The sequence below is a fragment of the Halomonas sp. AOP13-D3-9 genome, assembly GCF_052379125.1.
Taxonomy (GTDB): Bacteria; Pseudomonadota; Gammaproteobacteria; order Pseudomonadales; family Halomonadaceae; genus Vreelandella.
Window position 1 is genome coordinate 60,475 of the sequence record NZ_JBQSYH010000018.1, and the last position, 20,073, is coordinate 80,547.

Sequence of the window (20,073 nt, forward strand, 5' to 3'; positions counted from 1 at the left end):
ATTTTTTTAAAAGAGTGCATCCAAAACGTCTCCTCGCGGGTATTCCCTATACAGCCGCTATTTAAGGCAGCTGATAATAAACCTTTAGGAGACTGAAAATGACCATTAATCATCTAACGCGGGCTACTCTGGCCGCCACTCTGATCGCATCCTTCAGTCACGTCGCGCTGGCAGATATGACGCCTGCGGACGTCCAGGTACCGGACGGTAACAAGATTGCGCTCGAAACTGTCGGCGTTGGCGCGATCACTTATATGTGTGAAATGAACGACGAAGACACCATGGCTTGGGTTTTTAAAGGCCCGCACGCTGCGCTTAATGGTAGCGACGGCAGCCAGGTTGGCAGTTATTACGGCCCGCCCGCTACCTGGGAAGCGCTGGATGGTTCAAAAATTACTGGTACCCAGCTAGCTACGGCTGCCAATGGTAATGGCAATATTCCGCTCCAGCTTGTTGAAGCCAACCCCGCTGAAGGCGAAGGCGCAATGACCGGCGTTAGCTACATTCAGCGCTTGAACACCCAGGGTGGCGTTGCTCCCGATGTGGCCTGCGATATGGATCACGACGGTGCCACGGCGGTTGTTACCTACCAGGCGGACTACATCTTCTGGACGGCCGAATAAGTCGACGAGAGCGCTAATTCCGCTGGGGGCTCGTTTGTCGAGCCCCCAGCGGCTATGCTGTCTGTGAAAAAGACGACTGGCGTCGGCGCCGTCACCAGGGAGCTAGGGTTTGACTGACGACTCTTCAGAATTTGATCATGCTGCGGCATTAGCCAACTGTGCCCGTGGCGAGCATGACGCCTTGCACCAGCTCTATGTTCACGAGGGTGCCCGGCTATTAGGTGTTGTGGTAAGAATCGTTAAAGATCGCGGTATGGCCGAGGATATTGTCCACGATGCCTGTCTTAATATTTGGCAGCGCGCCGATAGTTTTGATCCCGCCAAGGGATCTGCGCGAGCGTGGATATTTAGCGTGGCGCGTCATTTGGCACTGAACGCCATCCGTTATCGTGACCGTGAAATCACTTTTGATAGTCACGACCTGACTGAACTCGACGATGCGGAACATTTCCAGCATGCCTCTGTTGTCGGTGAAGCCTTCGATTGGCAGACCGGCCAGCGGATGGATAGCTGTTTAGAACAACTTGAACCAGAGCGGCGTAACTGTGTACTTCACGCCTATGTGGATGGTCTTAGTCACGCGCAAATTTCAGCGCATACAGGGGCGCCGCTAGGCACCGTTAAAGCCTGGATCAAACGCAGTTTGCTGCGCCTACGGGAGTGTATGACATGACTCGCCCCAGTCAGCACGAACCAGAACACGACGATGACCATGCCTTGGCAGGTGAATACGTGCTGGGCACGCTGTCGCTAGAGCAGCGCAAAGCACTGGAGGCGCGGTTACCTAATGAACCCGAGTTGGAAAAAGCCGTGATGGCCTGGGAAGAGCGTTTCTTGCCCTATACCGCTATCACTGATCCGGCAACGCCCTCCGATTACTTATGGCCGCGAATTGAACGCAGCCTGGCGTCACGGGAAGCGCTTGGTAAGCGTGCTCGACCTGCCTCCGTCATGCCGCCAAGACCCCGCCGCATGCTACACAGCTTGCCGCTTTGGCGTGGCGCTGCCGGGTTTGGCTTAGCGGCGGCGTTAGTGCTGGGGGTGATGCTGGCTAATGAAGTCACCGAGCCGACTATTTCAACGACGCCCGAGTACATGGTGGTGCTGCTGGCGCCGCAAACGCAGTCAGCGGGTTGGGTGGTGCAGGCTTCATCGCGGCAGGAAATCGAGTTGATCCCATTGGGTACCTTCGAAGTGCCTGAAGGTAAAGCGCTAGAGTTCTGGACTAAAGCGGACGAATGGCAAGCGCCTGTATCGCTCGGTTTAGTGGAGCCAGGCCAGCCGATTCGGATGCGCTTAGACCAATTGCCGCCGCTGGAAAATAACCAGCTGTTTGAGCTCACGTTGGAAGACGAAACCGGTTCGGCTACCGGCTTGCCTACGGGCCCCATTGAGTTTATTGGCCGCGCGGTCGAGATTTAGCCTCTCAAAAGCGCTTGTTAAACGTGTCTTTAAAAGAACGTTAAACCGACCTGGAACAGGCGCTCCACGTCGCGAATGCGGCGCTTGTCGATCACGAATAGAATTACATGGTCACCGCTCTCAACCATCACATCGCCATGCGCGATGATGACCTCTTTGCCGCGCACAATCGCACCAATGGTGGTGCCATCGGGCAGGTCGATCTCACGAATAGTGCGGCCCACCACTTTAGACGACTGCTTATCGCCGTGGGCGATGGCTTCAATGGCCTCGGCGGCGCCGCGACGCAGCGAGTGAACGTTAACGATGTCGCCCCGGCGCACGTGGGTGAGCAGGCTGCCAATGGTGGCTTGCTGGGGTGAGATGGCAATATCGATCTCGCCGCCCTGAACAAGGTCAACGTAAGCAGCGTTGTTAATCAGCGTCAGCACCTTCTTCGCCCCCAAGCGCTTAGCCAGTAGCGACGACATGATATTGACCTCGTCGTCGTTGGTCAGCGCGCAGAAGATATCGCACTCTTCGATGTTCTCCTCTTCCAACAAACGCTTGCTGGTGGCGCTGCCATGGAGCACCACGGTGCGATCCAGACGCTCAGAAAGCGTGGTGCAGCGCTCCAGGCTGTGTTCGATGATTTTGACCTGGTGGCTATGCTCCAAATGCTCCGCCAGGCGCTCGCCGATATTGCCGCCCCCGGCGATCACTACCCGGCGAAAGTCCCGTTCGACTCGTCGCAGCTCGCTCATCACCGCACGAATATCCCGGCGGGCAGCGAGGAAGAAGACCTCATCGTCGGCTTCGATGACCGTATCGCCGCGGGGGATGATCGGTCGGTTACGGCGGTAAATGGCGGCTACGCGGGTATCCACGTTGGGCATATGGCGGCGCAGAAAAGCCAAATCCTGACCCACCAGCGGGCCTCCGTAGAACGCTTTCACCGCCACCAGTTGTACCAGCCCACCGGCAAACTCCAGCACCTGTAGGGCGCCGGGGTGCTCGATCAGGCGGCGCACGTGGTCGGTGACCACCTGCTCAGGGCTGATGAGTACATCGATGGGGATGGCTTCGTGGGCAAAAAGGCCTTTACGGGTCAGGTACGCCGTGGCGCGCACCCGGGCAATTTTGGTCGGCGTGCGAAACAGCGTATGGGCAACCTGGCAGGCGATCATGTTGATCTCGTCGCTGTTGGTCACGGCGATCAACATATCGGCGTCTTCGCAGCCCGCCTGACGCAGCACAATGGGGTAGGAGCCCGCCCCGGTAACGGTGCGGATATCGATTTTGGTATGCAGCTCACGCAGTTTTTTAGCGTCAGTATCAACGACGGTGATGTCGTTCTCCTCGCGGGCGAGGTGCTCTGCCAGTGTGCCGCCGACCTGGCCGGCGCCGAGAATAATAATTTTCATTAGTTGTCAGGTAACTCCGGCGACATGTGAATGCAGATACTCACCTATCCGAGGGGAAGCTGTCGAGGGTAGGGAGCGTCAGATCTACTTTTGGCCGACGAAAAGGGCTTTTTTACGTCTTTTTGACGGCTAACGCCTTAAACGCCATCGAATTTTTACGCCTGCAATCTCTAAGCTCAAGGTGCCAATCACAGGAGGCACTTTCATGAATATTGCATTGCTCATTATCGCGACCGGCACAGCGGCGTATCTATTTTATGCGCTTATCTGCCCCGAGCGTTTTTAGGAGATCACCATGAACGATATGATCGCTATTTACGCCCTCGTGGCTCTGCTTAGCGTACCACTAGGTATCTACATTGCCCATGCGCTAGGTACCCAGCCGAACCGTCTCGACACGCTATTTGGTGTGATCGAAAAGCCAATCTACCGCTTGGCGGGTGTTAACAGTCAACACGCCATGACGTGGCAAGTGTACGCGTTAGCCATCTTGAAGCTGCATGTGGGCTTGATACTGCTGGCATGGCTAGTGTTTATGTGTCAGGGCCTACTGCCACTCAACCCGGACGGCATCCCCGGCATGCCTTGGGACACGGCGCTGCATACAGCGGTGTCCTTTGCTACCAACACTAACCAGCAGCACTACTCTGGCCAGGCGCAGCTTTCGCATTTAAGCCAAACCTTCGCCATTGTCACGCTGCAGTTCTTAACCCCCGCCACGGGGCTCGCAGTGTTGGTCGCCATTGCCCGCACTTTGTTAGTCGCTAAACCTGCCAAGGTGTTAAAAGGCGTTGGCAACTACTACCACGACCTTACCCGCACCCTGGTGCGCGTTATGTTGCCACTGGCAGCGGTAGTCGCGCTGTTGCTCACATGGCAGGGCGTACCGGCCAGCTATCAGGCCGCCCACCAGGTAGAGATGCTGGATCCCCAGGTGGAAGAAGTGCAGTCGATTCCCCTAGGCCCAGTGGCGTCCATGGTGGCGATCAAGCAGTTGGGTACCAACGGGGGTGGCTGGTACGGGCCCAACTCAAGCGTGCCGTTGGAGAACCCCACGCCGGTGGCGAACGTTATCGAAACCGCTTCACTGACGATTATCCCCGTGGCGCTGCTTATTGCGATTGCTCTGATCAGTGGCCGACGCCGACTAATGATGGGCATTGGCGCCGTGATGATCGCGTTCTCACTGATCTCCACCTCTGTGGTGGTCTATTCAGAACGCATGCCCAATGCTGCTTTGATCGAACTCTCCCAGCCGGGGGCCAATTTAGAAGGCAAGGAGCTGCGTTTTGGCACTGACCTTTCCGCTCTGTGGGGCAGTTGGACGACGCAAACCTCCAACGGCTCGGTTAACGCCATGCACGATAGCTTCAATCCCATGGGTGGCATGATGCTGCTGATGGATATGTTTGTGAACGTGACGTTTGGTGGCGTGGGCGTCGGGCTAATTGGCTTCTTCCTCTACCTGATGTTGGCGGCCTTTGTTGGCTCACTGATGGTAGGTAGGTCGCCCGAGCTTTTTGGCAAACCGTTAGAAACCCGCGAGATGCGCTGGATTTCACTGGCGATTCTGGCTCAGCCGCTGGTCATCCTGGGGTTGAGTGCGCTGACCGTGGCGATGCCAAGCGCTGCCGCCAACTCAAACCCAGGGTTCCATGGCTTATCCCAAGTGCTTTACGAATTTACTTCCGCGTTTGCCAATAACGGCTCTGGTTTTGAAGGGCTGGGTGATGACACTCCATGGTGGAATATCGCCTGCGTGGTCGCCCTGTTGATTGGCCGCTTCTTACCCATGCTGGTGCCGTTAGCCGTTGCCGGTTGGTTGGCCGCTAAGCGCACGGCACCGGCGGGGCGCGGAACCCTCCCCATGGATAGCCCCGCCTTTATGGGCTTAACCGCAGGGGTGATTGTGATCGTCAACCTGCTTGGCTTCTTACCGGCGTTAGTGCTTGGCCCGATTGCAGAATCCGTCGTGCAAGGCTTCTAGGAGAAAAGAGATGTCACATACAGAGCTTGCTAAACAGCCGCGTCGTTCGCTGCCCATTGGCCAGGTCGTCGCCGGCGCGGTAAAAGGGCTTGCGCCCCATCTACTGGCGCGCAATCCGGTTATGGCAGTGGTCGCCATTGGTACGGTGGTGTGTTTTGGGCTAACGCCCATTGCCTTTGCACAGGGCGAGAACGGCGGCTTTGCGCTCACCATTGCGCTACTGCTGCTCGCCACCGTGCTGTTTGCCACCGGTGCGGAGTCACTGGCGGAGTCCCGGGGTAAGGCCCATGCTGGCGCGCTGCGCAAAACCAAAGGGGAGCTCAAGGCGGCTAAGCTAAACGCTGACGGCACCACCAGTGCCGTGACCGCCGACTCACTGCGTAAAGGCGACCGAGTGAAGGTGGTGGCGGGTGAGCTGATTCCGGCAGATGGCGATATCGTCGAAGGTGCGGCATCTATCAACGAGTCGGCGGTGACCGGTGAGTCCGCGCCGGTGCTCCGTGAAGCGGGTACTGATAACAGTGGCGTCAGCGCGGGCACCAAAGTGCTCTCGGATCAGCTGATTATTGAAGTCAGCGCCAACCCCGGTGAGTCCTTGCTGGATCGCATGATTGCCTTGGTAGAGGGCGCCAGCCGTCAGAAAACGCCTTCCGAGCTGGCGCTTTCGGTGCTGCTGGCGATGCTGACACTGGTGTTCCTGATCGTGGTGGTGACGCTGGTGCCCATGGCCGCTTTCGTTGGGGTAGAAACCTCGACGGTCATGCTGGTAGCGCTACTGGTGTGCTTGATTCCCACCACCATTGGTGGTCTTTTACCGGCCATTGGTATTGCCGGTATGGAGCGCGCCATGCGGGCCAACCTGGTCGCCAAGTCAGGCAAGGCGGTGGAGATTGCTGGCAGCATCGACACGCTGTTGCTGGATAAAACCGGCACCATTACCCTGGGCGACCGCCGCGCGACGGAGTTCGCACCCTGTCAGCAGGTGTCGCGGGGCAAGGTACGCGACGCGGCGTTCCTGACCTCCCTGGAAGACCCCACGCCGGAAGGCCGCTCGATTGTGGCGCTCGCCACCGAGCAGGGGGTGGATGTGCAGCTCAGTGAAGAAGCCGATGGCGCTACCTTTGAAGCCTTCAGCGCTGAAACCCGGCTTTCAGGGGTTGATCTAACCAGCGGTAAAAAAATACGTAAAGGTGCCCCTAATGCCATCGCCGAGTGGGTAAGGGCGCAGGGCGGTGATATCCCAAGCGACTATAACCAGGTCATTGAGCGTATATCCCGGGATGGTGCCACCCCCATTGCGGTGGCGGAAGATAAGCAAGTCTTGGGCGTGGTAGCACTGTCTGACGTGATCAAAAGCGGCATCGCGGAGAAGTTTGCCGAGCTGCGTGCCATGGGTATCAAAACGGTGATGATCACCGGTGACAACCCGATTACCGCTTCGGCCATAGCCGCCACGGCTGGGGTCGACGACTACATTGCTGAGGCCACGCCTGAGCGTAAGCTGGCGCTGATTCGCGAAGAGCAGGCCAGTGGCCGTCTGGTGGCCATGGTGGGTGACGGTACCAATGACGCTCCGGCGTTGGCCCAGGCCGATCTTGGTCTGGCCATGAATTCCGGCACCCAAGCCGCCCGCGAAGCGGCCAATATGGTCGATCTGGACTCCGATCCCGGCAAGCTAATCAGCGCGGTGGAAATTGGTAAGCAACTGCTGGTGACACGAGGCGCACTGACCACGTTCTCTTTGGCGAACGATGTTGCTAAGTACTTCGTGATTCTACCGGCACTATTTGCGGCAAGTTTCCCGGCGCTGGGCGTGCTGGATGTAATGAACCTGCATTCACCCACTACGGCGGTGCTGGCAGCCGTGCTGTTCAATGCGCTGATTATCCCTGCATTGATTCCCTTTGCGCTGCGTGGCGTGTCCGTAAAGGCCGCTTCGGCGACGGTACTATTGCGCCGCAATCTGCTGATCTACGGTCTTGGTGGTCTGCTACTACCGTTTCCTGCCATCAAGCTGTTCGACATGCTGATTGCGCTGTTTATCTAGGAGAAGCGTCATGAATATAGGTATTAAAGATCCCACGGCGATTAATGACGAAGCGCAGCAGGCACCAACGTTTGAGGCAAAAGCTACTTGGGGCAATGCGCTGCGCTTTATGATGGTGATGGCCGTTCTGCTTGGGCTGGTGTACCCCTTAGTGACGACAACGGTCGGTGGCTGGTTGTTTCCTGAGCAGGCGCAAGGCAGCTTGGTTCGCGACGCCGATGGTCGGGTAGTGGGTTCAAGCCTGGTGTCGCAAACCTTTGTCAGCGATGAATACTTTATCGGTCGCCCGTCAGCGGCGGGTAATGATGCGGGCGGGGTTTCGGGCTCTAATCTGGCACCTAGCAACGAAGCGCTTCGTGAGCGTGCCCAGGCCGATGCCCAGGCAATTGCTCAGCGGGAAGGCGTCAGCGTCGATCAAATCCCGGTTGATCTGATCACCGCGTCGGGCTCCGGGGTTGACCCGCATATCTCGTTACCCGCCGCTGAATTACAGGTCGCAAGGGTAGCGCAGGCGCGTGAAATCGACGAAGCTAGCGTCACTGAGCTGATCGACCAAGCGCTTGAAAACACGGGCTGGCTGGGGTCGCCAGTGGTCAACGTTTTGCGATTGAATGTGAGTTTGGATGAGCGTTTTCCCGTCGCCACCACCACGTCGTCCGTTACCCCTATGGAGTAGCTAAATGTATTCAGCGGATCAGCGACCCGATCCTAATGCATTGCTAAAAGCCGCGCGCCGAGAGGCGCGCGGCTGTTTGCGTGTATTTTTGGGAGCCGCCCCCGGCGTAGGCAAAACTTACACCATGCTACGCACGGCCCGGGAGCGGGCAGAAGAGGGCGATGATATCGTAATTGGCGTTGTGGAGTCCCACGGGCGCGCCGACACCGAAGCTCTCTGTGATGGGCTGTCACGTATTCCACTAGCGCCTTTACAGCACCATGGCCGAACGTTTTATGAATTCGATATCGATGCGGCTCTAGAGCGGAAGCCCGCTATTCTGCTGGTAGACGAGTTGGCCCATCGCAATATCCCCGGCAGCCGACATCCACGGCGTTATCAGGATATCGAGGAGTTGCTGGATGCGGGGATCGATGTCTGGACAACGGTGAACGTCCAACATTTGGAAAGCCTCAACGACGATGTGGCTCGGATTACCGGCATTCGCATGCGCGAAACCGTTCCCGATGCTCTGCTAGAGCGCGCCCGGGATGTATCGCTGGTGGACTTAACCCCCGAGGAGCTGCTCGAACGCTTAAGACGCGGCAAGGTATATATCCCGGAACAGGCACGCGCCGCCATGGAGGGCTATTTTAATGAGTCGAACCTCAATGCGCTGCGCGAGCTGGCGATTCAAACCATGGCCGAGCGGGTGGATGCCGATGTAAAAGTGGCTATGGATGCCAGCGGTAGGGCAGGCCCTTGGCCGGTAAGGCCACACCTGCTGGTGGTCGTTAACGGGAGTGAAGACGATGTGTCCCTCGTGCGCGCAGCCCACCGAATGGCCGAGAGGCGACTGGCCGTATGGCGGGCGGTCTATGTAGATAAAGGAGTCGCCTCGCCCGAGCAGCAGCTAACGGTTGAGAAAATATTTAGCCTGGTGGCCCGCCTGGGAGGCGATTCACTTCGCTTGCAGGGGCATAGCCAGCTAGGTGAAGTGATCAACTACGCCCGCTCGATTAATGCCACCACAATTATGGTGGGCCGCGACGGCAAGCGCCGCTGGTGGCCCTGGTCGCGGCCGCTTGCCCAACGCTTGATCGCGCATACCGATGTCTTTGATATCGTGGTAGTGGCTCAGGGGAGCATGAAGCAAGGTAGGCGTAAGCGGCAGCCTAGCTGGAGAGTGCGCCCACCCCAGTTACTTGCCACCAGCTTGGCGGTGATGGCCTCACTGGGAATCGCCCACCTGCTAGAACCTTGGCTGGAGCTTGCCAATCTGTCACTGGTGTTTTTAGCCGCCGTGCTGTTCAGCGCTATCTGGGCGGGCACCGCTATGGCCATGTTCAGTGCCGTGGTGGGCTTTTTGGTGTTTAACTTCTTCTTTACCGAGCCGCGTTTGACCTTTGCCATGGTGGAACGGGGGCAACTGTTGACGGTGGTGTTCTTCTTTTTGGTAGCGCTAGTGGTGGGGCAACTGGCGGGTCGTGGACGCCAGCGCTTAGTCGCACTGCGGGCCAGCCGCGACCAGACCCAGCTTCTGCTGCGCTACGCCGAGCAGCTTTCTACCGCCACCGACAGTGCCAGCGCCGCCAAAGTGGGTGTCGATACGCTGGTGCAGTGTTTTGAAGTCCCCGTTATCTTTATTGAAACGGCGGAAAGCGCTAGTGAGGTGCAAGTGGTCTACGCGCTACCGGATTCCGAGCGTTTGGATATGACCGCCAAGCAGGCAGCGGTATGGAGTTGGCAGCACCAAAAGCCGAGCGGTCAGGGCACGCAAACGTTGAGCCAGCAGGCGTGGCGCTTACTTCCGCTCGCGGTGCAGGGAGAAAAAATAGGGATGCTGGCACTCAAACTGTCGGCCAGTCCAAAGGCACTCCACCATGAGCGTGAGTCGCTAATTGACACCCTGGTGCGCCAACTCAGTATGGCCCTGGAGCGCACACGATTAGTGGCCGAATTGAATACAACACGTGTGTCCGAAGAGAACGAGCGCTTACGTTCCGCGTTACTCTCGTCGGTTTCTCATGACTTGCGCACGCCGCTGTCATCTATCATTGGCGCCACAAGCTCACTGATTGAGCTAAAACCCCAGCTCAGTGAAGGCGATCAGCGCGAGCTGCTAGACGGCATATTATCCGAGAGCGAGCGGCTCAACCGCTATATTCAAAACCTGCTCGATATGACGCGGCTGGGGCACGGCACGCTGAAAATAGAGCGTGACTGGGTGTCGTTTGACGACGTCATCAACTCAGCGCTGAAGCGACTGGGGCAATCGCTAAAACACGTCGTGGTACGGAAACAGTGGCCTACTACGCTGCCGCTGTTGTACGTTCATCCCGCGCTGGTGGAGCAGGCGCTGGTTAACGTGCTGGATAACGCCCAGCGCTTCTCGCCACCCGGTGGCGAGCTACTGATTAAGGCCCACCTTAATGAAGGTGATCCAGCCACATTGGTAATCACCATTGAAGACCAAGGCCCAGGGATTTCCCCCGAGCTGCGCGAGCAGGTATTTGATATGTTTTACAGCGGCGGCGACGGTGATCGCAGCGCCCATGGCAGTGGCCTCGGTTTGGCCATTTGTCGTGGCATGATTGGTGCCCACGGCGGCACGATCAACGCTGACACAGGCGAAAATGGCCGAGGCACCGCTATTGTCATTACGCTGCCACTGTTAGGTGCAGATATGAGGAGGATGGATGAAGAATGAGGGTAACGGGCGCATTCTGATTGTTGACGACGAACAGCAAATTCGCCGTTTTCTGCGTATCAGCCTAACCTCCCAAGGCTACGGTGTGCTGGAGGCAGAGAACGGTGAGCAGGCCTTGGCAGCGGTATATACCCAATCGCCAGACGTGGTGCTGCTTGATCTTGGCCTACCCGATATGGATGGCCACGAGGTGCTGCAGGGGATTCGTGAGCACAGCGCTGTGCCGGTAATTGTAGTATCCGTGCGGGATCGGGAGGAGGAGAAAGTCTTATCGCTGGATAACGGCGCCAATGATTACGTTACCAAACCCTTCGGCATCCAAGAGCTGCTTGCCCGCATCAGAGCTGTCCAGCGTCAGTCGCAGCAAGCTAGGGGAGAGGTGGCCGCTAGCTACTATGTTAGCCAGGGGCTGGTGATCGATCTTAAGTTAAGGCAGGTTTCTCTGCACGAGTTACGTGTGCATTTGACCCGCAAAGAGTTCGCCGTGCTGTCCCGTCTTTGCCGCTATGCCGGGCGCGTAGTCACCCAGACCCAACTGCTTAAAGAAGTATGGGGGCCGACCCATGTAGACGACACCCATTACCTGCGTATTGTGGTCAGCCGCCTGCGCCAAAAGCTCGGCGATGACCCCCAAACACCCGTACTGCTACAAACAGAAGCCGGGGTCGGCTATCGGCTGTTGGTAGAGCCAGCGCAGCGACCTGCAACTTCTTAGTGATCTGAAAAGTAGCTATCTGAAAAGCAATAGTGATCTGAAAATACTAACGGCGCCAGAACATCGGCGTCATCAGCACAACCACCGTCAAAATTTCCAGGCGGCCCATCAACATACCGATACACAGCAGCCATTTGGCCGCTTCTGGTAGCGATGTAAAGTTACCTGCCGGGCCAATAATATCGCCAAGGCCGGGGCCGACGTTGGCCACCGCAGTGGCAGCACCAGAGAGGGCCGTCACTAAATCCAGCCCAAGTGCTGAAAGGCTCAGGGCCAGGGCCGCAATAGTAATAAAGAAGAAGAACGAGAAAGCCACCACGCTTCTGGAGATATCGCTGGTAACCGGCTGGTGATTATAGCGGGTAGTAAATACGCCGTTGGCATGAATAAGATAACGCAATTGGTTGAGCAGCATTAGCATGGCAATTTGAAAGCGGAAGATCTTCATACCTCCACTGGTAGAGCCACTACAGCCGCCCACAAAAGTGAGGTAGAAAAAAGCGGTTACTGGTAACGCGCCCCATAGCGTGTAGTCATCAGAGGCGTAGCCAGTGGTGGTGACCACTGAAATCACGTTGAAAGTGACGTGGGTAAGGGAAACAAACCAATCATCGCCTTGCAGCACCCGCCACCCGCTAAGCACCACTATCGCAGCCAGTAACAGCTTTAAAAGTCCGCGTACCTGCTGGTCTTTCCACAGGGCGGTGCGCGATGTGCGAATAAAGCGGATATATAAAACAAACGGCAGGGCCCCACTTAGCATAAAAAAGCTACCCATCCACAGTAGCCATGGCTGCTCGGCGTAGGCCCCAAAGGAAGCATCCGAGTTGGCAAAACCACCGGTAGCCAGGGACGTCATGCCGTGCACAACGGCATCAAGCGGTAGCATGCCCCCCGCCCAGTAACTTGCCATGGCCGCAAGCGTCAGGGCTACATAAACGCTCAGCGTTGCTTTGGCAATACCGCCGGTGCGGGGCATGACTTTATCCGACCAGTCGGAAGACTCGGTATGAAATAGCCGCATACCGCCTACTTTCAGAAACGGTAGAATAGCTATGCCCATCACAATAATACCAATGCCGCCCATCCACTGCATTAAGCCACGCCACAGCTTTAATCCGTCGGATAAGTGCTCAATTCCTACCATCACCGTCGAACCGGTGGTGGTAATGGCGGAGACAGACTCAAAGACGGCGTTAGTCACGCTGAGCTGGGGGGCGCCTAGAATCAGCGGTAGGCTCGCAAAGCCAGTGATGCTTGCCCAGCTGGCCGCTGTGAGCACAAACATTTGCCAGGGCTTTAGCTCTAGCGACACCTTGCGCGTGAGTAGCCAAGTGGCCAGGGTAGCACTAAGAACAATCAGAATAGACACGCCAAAAGCAGGGGCGTCTGGGTCATGCTCTACCAGCAATACGATCCAGGGAATCGCCATGAACATGGCAAGCACTAACCACAATACCGCCATGATTTTAAATATTTGCGCCCAGTTACGGTAAGCGTCTCGGTAGTACAGGCCGCTGGGAAAAATGGTCATATTGCCGCTCTTAATTTGCCCTAGTGTTCAGCGTGGTATCTCACCATGGCAATTACTAAAAGTCTGTAAAATTCTCCTAAAAAAATGATGCTAGGCTAAAAAAAACGGCCCCCAAGGAGCCGGTCGTCCAAGCGAGAGTAGCTTTGTTGTCACCGGGTATAAAATTAACCTTTAACGCCCCCGGCGGTTAACCCGCCAATAATCCAACGCTGGCAGATCAGGAAGGCCACAGTGATTGGCAGCCCCGAGAGCACGGCAGCAGCGGCGAAGTCGCCCCAGCGCTGATTATGGTCGGCCAGATACTGCTGGGCGCCCACCGCCAGGGTGAGCTTATGCTCATCCACTAGCAGCACCGACGCCATGGGGTACTCCATGATGCTCATCACAAAGGCCAGGATGAACACCACCATCAGAATCGGCACCGACAGCGGCAACAGGATGTAGCGAAACGCCTGCCAGGTGCTTGCCCCGTCCACCATGGCGGCTTCTTCGAGCGACCCGTCGATGGATTCGAAGTAGCCCTTGATCGTCCAGATGTGCAGCGCCACTGCGCCGAGCGAGGCGACAATCAGCGCGCCATGGGTGTTGATCCCCAGCCAGCCGACGAACTGACCCAGCCGGTCGAACAGCGCGTAGAGCGCCACCAGCGAGAGCACGGCGGGGAACATCTGGAAAATCAGCATGCCTTTCAACAGCGGCTCCTTGCCCTTAAAGCGCATACGGGCAAAGGCGTAGGCGCTGGTGGTTGCTAACATAAGAATTAATACCGATGACACGACTGCTACTTTGATGGAATTCCACAGCCACAGCAGTACCGGAAAGGGGGGCTGGACGATGCTACCGTCCGGGCGCTCCCAGGGAATACCCAACGCCAGTGACCAGTGCTCCAACGAGAAGCGCTCGGGGATCAAGCTCCCCGAGGCAAAGTTTCCCTCACGAAACGAGATTGAAATTACCAACAGCAGCGGAAACACGATCAGTGAAACAAAGCCGATCAGCGCCATATGGGCGCCCCATCGCCGTGCGCGAATGGAGCGGGGTTGGACTATCGCCATCGTAAACCTCCTAAACTTTAACCTTGGAAAGCCGCAAATTCACCACCGACATGCCCACCACCAGCAGGAAGATCAGCGTGGCAATGGCTGCCGCCAGACCGAAGTTCTGGCCGGCATCCTGGAAGGCGATGCGGTAGGTATAGCTCACCAGCAGGTCGGTGGTGCCCGCGGGCGTGCTGGCACCCAGAATGTCCGGGCTGCCCCCGGTGAGCAGCGCAATCAGTACGAAGTTATTGAAGTTGAATGCAAAGGCGGCGATTAACAGCGGCGTGAGTGGTTTGATGATCAGCGGCAGGGTGATCTTCATCAGGTTAGTGATCGGCCCGCCGCCGTCTACCGCCGAGGCCTCGTACAGATCGCCGGGGATCGACTGAATCAGCCCCATGCACAGCAACAGCATGTAGGGGTAACCCAGCCAGGTATTGACGATCAGCAGCATGGCTCGGGCTATCCAGGGGTCGGTAAACCACTCCGGCGAAATGCCGAACAGTGCCTCCAGAATCATGTTCACCTCACCAAAATGCTGATTGAACATGCCTTTGAAAATCAGAATCGAAATAAACGCTGGAACCGCGTAGGGCAGTATCAGCAGTGTCCGATAGACCGCCTTGCCCTTGAGCTGATCCCACTGCAGCAGCGAGGCGAGGACGAACCCCACGGCCAACGTGAACAGTACGGTGAGCCCGGCAAATACGAAGGTCCAGACAAATATCTGCATAAACGGCCCGCGTATATCCGGGTCGGTGAAGATCTTGCTGTAGTTGGTGAAGCCCACGTTCACCGGCCACCCAGGGGTGATGCGTTCGCCGTTCTCGGTGACGAAAAAGCCAATATCGTTATCCGGCGTCAGCACCTGACCCTCCTGCTGATCATAAAGGCTGCCGTTGTCACGAATCTCATAGCGGTCGATCATTGGCGCGAACTGGCGCAGGCCCGCCATGCGTAGCTCGGTGCCCCCGGGCGTTTGCAGGCGCAGCGCCTGGAGGGCGTCGCGGGCCTGGATAGCTGCGCGAATGGGAAGCGGCTCACCTTCGGGCGGGCCGTCTACGGCTTGGGTTGGAGCGCGACGGACTTCGCTGTTAGTTAGGTTGATCGCGGCGGATAGTAGCCGGTCGTTGTCGCCCGCAGGAGCGTCGCTTTCCAGGTAGAGGCGCACCAACTCGTCCTGCTGGTAAAGCGAATAGGAAAAGGCTGCGCCCTCTGCTTGGTAGCTTTGGGCGGTGAGCTGAGCGCGCACGCGCTCCTGGCTGAGCAGGTTGTCCGAGCTGTAGTTACTGAAGCTAATGCCGACGGTATACACCAGCGGGAAAATAACGAAAACGCCAAGCCCGGCCACTGCCGGGAAAATATACCGGTGGCTCATCAGCGAACGTCGACTGAATACCACGCCCAGCGACGTGCCAAGCACTAAAAATAGCAGCGCAAATACCCATTGGCCGTGCAGATAAAAAGCCATCACCAGCCAAAGCAGGGCCAGTACCATCAGCCCGATCACGCTGCGCATTGCCCAGCGGGAATAGCGTTCGGCCACATGGCGGGAGCGGTGGCGGGGCAAACCCCGCGAAGCATTCGTGGTAAACATTAAAGATGTCCTGCGAAACTGCCCGGCCTTGCCAGCGGTGTGCCATGGCAGGGCAGTGAAGGAAAGGCGAGTGGCTACTGGCGCATACGCCGCGCGGCGGCATCCAGTGCTTCCTGGGGGGACTGACGCACGCTGCCGATGTTTTGCAACGCGGGTTCCATGGCTGCCCAGAAGGCGCCCATTTCAGGAATGTTCGGCATCGGCATACCGACTTCAGCGTTCTCGAGGGTAGCCGCGATGTTGGGGTTGTCGGCAAGCTCGGCCTGATAGTCGATGTGGGCCACGGCCCCCAGCGACCCATCGCTGTTGAAGATGCGCATACCCTCCTCGCTGAGCAGGTAGTTTTCCAGAAACTCGACGGCCAGAAAGTCATTGGGCGACGCTGAGTTGATCATTGCCGTCATAACGCCAAACATGGGCTTGGCACGTTCGTCGCCGACCTTGGGAAGCAGGGCGACGCCGTAATCAATGCCGCTGCGCTCAAGGTTCGGCCAGGCCCAGGGGCCGCTAATCATAGTCGCCACTTCGCCCTTGTTAAAACGATTATCCATGATGCTGTAGTCGGTTCCCCGCGGCACCACGTCGCTTTCGATCAGCTCGACCAGCAACTCAGCACCCTGTACGGCGCCTTCGTTGTTAACGCCAATATCGGTAACGTCGTAGCCTGCGTCAGTTTGTTTAAACGGGTAGCCACCATTAGCGGCTAGCAGCGTCCAGCCGTAGTAGGGCTCGCTGTAGTCGAACAGGATGGCTTTTTTACCCTGTTGAGAAAGCGTCTCGTCCAGCTGCATTAGCTCGGCAAAGCTCTCCGGCGGGGTGTCCACCAGGGCTTTGTTATAAATGAGCCCGAGTGATTCCACTGAAATGGGGTAGCCATAGGTTTCGCCATTCCACAGGGCAGCTTCCCAAGAGAAGTCATAAAAAGACTCACGGAAGCTGTCACTAGGCGCTACCTGTTTTAATAGGCCGCTTTGTGCCCACTCGCCAATCCGGTCGTGTGCCCAGATCACGATATCCGGCCCTTGGCCACTACCTGCCGCCTGTTGAAAACGGTCTGTCAGGTTATCCGGAAAGACCACCTCAACTTCGATGCCCGTCTCTTCAAGAAACTGATCGGCCAGCAGCTGAATGCCTTCCTGGCCCTTGTTGTCGCCCATCCAGATGGTTAAGCGGTCATCTTCGAACGCGAAGGCTGGCAAAGTTGCTCCTGCAAGCAGGGTGGCGGTGATTAAAGGCGTAAATCTGGGCCGATGTCTTGCCATCATTTAAAAAGCCTCAATTTTTGTTATAAAGGATGGTGGCGTTGCCACCTGAACAGGCTTAGCCTCGCCAATTCAGTCGGCAGCTACCTCATCCTTAAGGGGCGTAGTGATGGCGTATATCAGGGGCGTAGAAACATTAAATAGAAGTAGGGGGCTAAAAACCTGTTACAGGCTCTACCAAATGCGCTTTTGAGGGCATGAGCGTGTCCTCGCTCAAGCCAAATGCAAAACATACGCCATGCATAATTAGCCAACTGGAAATTCAGTTGTCGCATATTTGACATGCGATTTGTGACGTACAGTCAGCGTATAACCTAGCGTTAGGGGGCCAAGGCGGCCAATCAGCATTACGGCCATGATAATTAGCTGGCCCGCGGTACCCAGCTCACTTGTAGTGCCACGCGATAATCCTACGGTGCCAAAAGCAGAGACAACCTCGAACGCTATATCTAAGAAGTCGTCTTTTACAAAAATCGTCAGCATAAAAACAGCTATGAAAATGGTTGCCATGCCGATAGTCGCGGTAGCTAACGCTTTTAGTAATGTTTCTCGACTTAGTGAGCGACCAAAGAAGTTTACGTTTAAATTTCCTTGAAGAAAAGATTTTGTCGCTGTGATTAAAATGAAAAAAGTAGAAATCTTAATGCCGCTAGCAGTTGAGTTAGGTGCGCCGCCAATAAACATAAGCAGAAGCATTAGAACACTAGTGCCTGCTGTTAGAGCACCAATTTCGAGCGTGTTGAATCCAGCCGTTCGAGGAGTAACACCTTGAAACCACGCGGCCAGTAGCTTGCTCCAAAAGCCTTCTAGCAGGCCTAGCGTGTTGGGGTTGTTAAATTCCAAAATCAAAACCGCCGCAGTAGCGAACAAATTGAGAAATAAAGTAGTGGTTAAGATAATTTTTACGTATACCGAAAGCCGAGGCCATGAACGCTTTTCCAATAATTCCATAATGACGATATAACCAAGTCCTCCAGTAACAAAAAGTACTGTGACAGATAGCGTGATGCCGGGTTGAGAAACGTAATCTGATAAGCTATCTGGAGATAGCGCAAAGCCCGCGTTATTAAATGCGGAAATGGTATAAAAAAGCGCATTATACAGCCCGTCACCCCAGCCGAGTTCGGGAATAAAAAAGTAGCTAAGTACAATAATTCCAATGGCTTCACTGGCAATGGCGAATAGCGCAATAGAACTCCCCGCTTTTCTGGCCGTTTGAAGGGATACTTCATTGAAAGCTTCTTGTGCCACCAGCTGTTGCTTTAGGCGTAACTTAAAACCAAGCGCTAGAGCGGTCAGTACTGCAAAGGTCATCAACCCTAGTCCGCCTAATTGAATCAGGCATAGGATGACGAGCTGACCGAAGGTCGTGTACTGACTGCCTGTATCGACAACCACAAGGCCCGTTACCGTCACGGCGGAGGTGGCAGTAAATGCGGCCTCCATCCAAGAAACTGGAGCGACGGTGGCAAATGGCAGTTTTAGCAGGCATGTTCCAATGAAAATTAATATGAGAAAAGACTCAAGCAATAGCCAAGGGGGCTTAATGCTACGTTTACGCTTTGGCCCTTTGACGATCGTTTGGTGAGGGGTCTGGTCTTGTAAGCTTGCTTTCATAAGTTTTTAACGAGTTTTCTTAATTCATCAAGCCAGCCGCCAAGTACTAAGCGATCACCTCTGCGTATTTCCCAATCGAGGCCAGGGTGTGCATGCACTTCTGTATTTCTTTTGATCACTAAAGCCGCTACATCAACATCTTCGATGATTTTTCCAATGGTTTTTCCAATTAAGTCCTCTGTTGTATGGAATTCTACGACAACATAGTCCTTCCCCAGGTTTAAGTAATCATGAACCATTGGGTAATTCAATTCCTGAGAGATTCGTACACCCATTTCATATTCAGGTGCAATAATACGTGTTGCACCAAGCCGTTCAAGGACTCTGTGGTGTTGATTTGTCAGTGCTTTCGTCCATACCTTTGTCACACCTAATTCTTGCAGCTGAAGCGTTGCCAACATCGCTGCCTCAACGTTTCTGCCTATCGCTACCACCGCTGCGTCATAACTGCCCGCATTTAGCTCTATAAGCGCGTTTTCATCTGTTACGTCAGCAATGACTGCGTGAGTGATCTCATCGGCTAAGCGATTGACACGCAGCTCATCAGCGTCGATCCCCAAAACCTCATGACCAAGCTGAGTTAGCTCACGGGCAATAGTCGCGCCGAATATGCCCAGACCAATGACGATAAATTGCTGTTTTTCAATCATGATAAAGCGCGGCTCCACAGCTTTGAATTACGTAAATTTATATGCTGTAGCTCTATTGCACAATAGCTGTGTAATCCTACGTTAGCAGACGTAAAAATTGCGTAAAAAAATTGCTTCAATTGAGTCGCATGTACCTGCGTATGGTTAAATTATAAATAAATACTCTTTTAATGGGGCAATATGGCTGTGGGGTTATTTCAAACAAATCCCAATTCGTATTTTCGTATTTTCGTGTTACTCACTTGGCTATGGGGTCTGGCGGTATATAATTATCAGGCGGAAAATCCTGTTATATCCATATTTCCGTATCTTATACCAGTCATTTTGATTGCATGGGGGCATGGTGTTAAGTGGGGATTCGTAGTTGCAGCTTTGGCAACATTGTCTGCTATGTGTGCAGATTATGCGGAAATTTACACTCAAACCGAGCTGATCTATTCTGGTATTGCCACCTATGCGAAATTAACAGGCGCCGCTATTGGTTTCTCCTTGGCAAAAATAATTCATAAAAACATAAATCCAATGTGATGCCTCTTCCTTTGGCATCAGCCCAAGCTGATGCTTTATGCACTGCCTGATGAATTAAAGCATACTTCATTATTGGCTCATCTAGCTCGCCTTCGCCTTAGTGGGCGTAGCAGCGGCGTATATCAAGGGCGTAGAGTGAGAGTGGAAATTCCTTGACCAATCACAGCCGTAAACGCATCGAAAGAGAAGCGGCAGATGCTATTTTGTAGTAAAATTACACGAATTATTGCGTATAATGCCCCCTTTACGGTAGATTTTAGGTAATCTAACTACATTAGATGCC

At 55.3% G+C, this 20,073-nt stretch carries 17 protein-coding genes; 10 read left to right on the forward strand and 7 right to left on the reverse strand.

From position 1 onward, the window contains the following. Positions 1-98: 98 nt before the first annotated feature. From ACT3UM_RS18890 to ACT3UM_RS18900, 3 genes are all read left to right on the forward strand, one after another. Positions 99-623 carry a DUF3455 domain-containing protein gene (locus ACT3UM_RS18890; RefSeq protein ID WP_498901387.1) on the forward strand — a complete coding sequence of 175 codons (525 nt, stop codon included), beginning with the start codon at positions 99-101 and terminating at the stop codon, positions 621-623. 109 nt (positions 624-732) lie between these two features. Further along, positions 733-1,296 (forward strand): sigma-70 family RNA polymerase sigma factor, encoded by a 564-nt coding sequence (locus tag ACT3UM_RS18895; RefSeq protein ID WP_386078410.1) that lies wholly within the window; start codon positions 733-735, stop codon positions 1,294-1,296. Continuing rightward, complete coding sequence (locus ACT3UM_RS18900) at positions 1,293-2,045, forward strand: anti-sigma factor (protein WP_498901390.1); 753 nt, start codon at positions 1,293-1,295, stop codon at positions 2,043-2,045. The genes ACT3UM_RS18895 and ACT3UM_RS18900 overlap by 4 nt, the downstream gene beginning before the upstream one ends. A gap of 29 nt (positions 2,046-2,074) precedes the next feature. Here the strand turns inward: ACT3UM_RS18900 and trkA are convergent, their stop codons facing one another. Further along, on the reverse strand, positions 2,075-3,448 hold the full coding sequence (trkA, locus tag ACT3UM_RS18905) for a Trk system potassium transporter TrkA (RefSeq protein ID WP_039859189.1): 1,374 nt from the start codon (positions 3,446-3,448) through the stop codon (positions 2,075-2,077). Between the two features lie 205 nt (positions 3,449-3,653). Between trkA and kdpF the strand changes: the two genes are divergently transcribed. From kdpF to ACT3UM_RS18935, 6 genes are read left to right on the forward strand one after another with little or no spacing between them, the layout of a single operon-like run. Continuing rightward, complete coding sequence (kdpF, locus tag ACT3UM_RS18910; RefSeq protein ID WP_081742537.1) at positions 3,654-3,734, forward strand: K(+)-transporting ATPase subunit F; 81 nt, start codon at positions 3,654-3,656, stop codon at positions 3,732-3,734. 9 nt (positions 3,735-3,743) lie between these two features. After that, a complete protein-coding gene (gene kdpA, locus ACT3UM_RS18915) occupies positions 3,744-5,435 on the forward strand; it encodes a potassium-transporting ATPase subunit KdpA (RefSeq protein ID WP_498901392.1) in 1,692 nt (563 codons plus the stop codon). Positions 5,436-5,445: 10 nt separating this feature from the next. Next, positions 5,446-7,482: a potassium-transporting ATPase subunit KdpB gene (kdpB, locus tag ACT3UM_RS18920; RefSeq protein WP_498901394.1), complete on the forward strand. Its 2,037-nt coding sequence runs from the start codon at positions 5,446-5,448 to the stop codon at positions 7,480-7,482. Positions 7,483-7,492: 10 nt separating this feature from the next. Further along, entirely contained in the window at positions 7,493-8,158 is a 666-nt protein-coding gene (gene kdpC / locus ACT3UM_RS18925) for a potassium-transporting ATPase subunit KdpC (RefSeq protein ID WP_498901396.1), read from the forward strand. Positions 8,159-8,162: 4 nt separating this feature from the next. Then, a complete protein-coding gene (locus ACT3UM_RS18930; RefSeq protein WP_498901398.1) occupies positions 8,163-10,847 on the forward strand; it encodes an ATP-binding protein in 2,685 nt (894 codons plus the stop codon). After that, entirely contained in the window at positions 10,837-11,562 is a 726-nt protein-coding gene (locus ACT3UM_RS18935) for a response regulator (RefSeq protein WP_498901400.1), read from the forward strand. The genes ACT3UM_RS18930 and ACT3UM_RS18935 overlap by 11 nt, the downstream gene beginning before the upstream one ends. A 46-nt stretch (positions 11,563-11,608) precedes the next feature. On the opposite strand, the gene ACT3UM_RS18940 is transcribed toward ACT3UM_RS18935, so the two are convergent. From ACT3UM_RS18940 to ACT3UM_RS18965, 6 genes are all read right to left on the reverse strand, one after another. Next, positions 11,609-13,096, reverse strand: a complete 1,488-nt coding sequence (locus tag ACT3UM_RS18940) for a TrkH family potassium uptake protein (protein ID WP_498901402.1) — start codon at positions 13,094-13,096, stop codon at positions 11,609-11,611. Between the two features lie 164 nt (positions 13,097-13,260). Beyond that, positions 13,261-14,151: a maltose ABC transporter permease MalG gene (gene malG / locus ACT3UM_RS18945; RefSeq protein ID WP_498901404.1), complete on the reverse strand. Its 891-nt coding sequence runs from the start codon at positions 14,149-14,151 to the stop codon at positions 13,261-13,263. A 10-nt stretch (positions 14,152-14,161) separates the two neighbouring features. Beyond that, positions 14,162-15,733 carry a maltose ABC transporter permease MalF gene (gene malF, locus ACT3UM_RS18950; RefSeq protein WP_498901406.1) on the reverse strand — a complete coding sequence of 524 codons (1,572 nt, stop codon included), beginning with the start codon at positions 15,731-15,733 and terminating at the stop codon, positions 14,162-14,164. 74 nt (positions 15,734-15,807) lie between these two features. Next, positions 15,808-16,995 (reverse strand): maltose/maltodextrin ABC transporter substrate-binding protein MalE, encoded by a 1,188-nt coding sequence (malE, locus tag ACT3UM_RS18955; protein WP_498901517.1) that lies wholly within the window; start codon positions 16,993-16,995, stop codon positions 15,808-15,810. A 246-nt stretch (positions 16,996-17,241) separates the two neighbouring features. After that, the gene (locus ACT3UM_RS18960) at positions 17,242-18,612 is read right to left on the reverse strand and encodes a TrkH family potassium uptake protein (protein WP_498901408.1); all 1,371 of its coding nucleotides are present in this window, start codon (positions 18,610-18,612) and stop codon (positions 17,242-17,244) included. Next, on the reverse strand, positions 18,609-19,262 hold the full coding sequence (locus tag ACT3UM_RS18965) for a potassium channel family protein (RefSeq protein WP_498901410.1): 654 nt from the start codon (positions 19,260-19,262) through the stop codon (positions 18,609-18,611). Before ACT3UM_RS18965 ends, ACT3UM_RS18960 begins: the two co-directional genes overlap by 4 nt. 180 nt (positions 19,263-19,442) lie before the next feature. Between ACT3UM_RS18965 and ACT3UM_RS18970 the strand changes: the two genes are divergently transcribed. Beyond that, entirely contained in the window at positions 19,443-19,790 is a 348-nt protein-coding gene (locus tag ACT3UM_RS18970) for a hypothetical protein (protein ID WP_498901412.1), read from the forward strand. Positions 19,791-20,073: the final 283 nt, after the last annotated feature.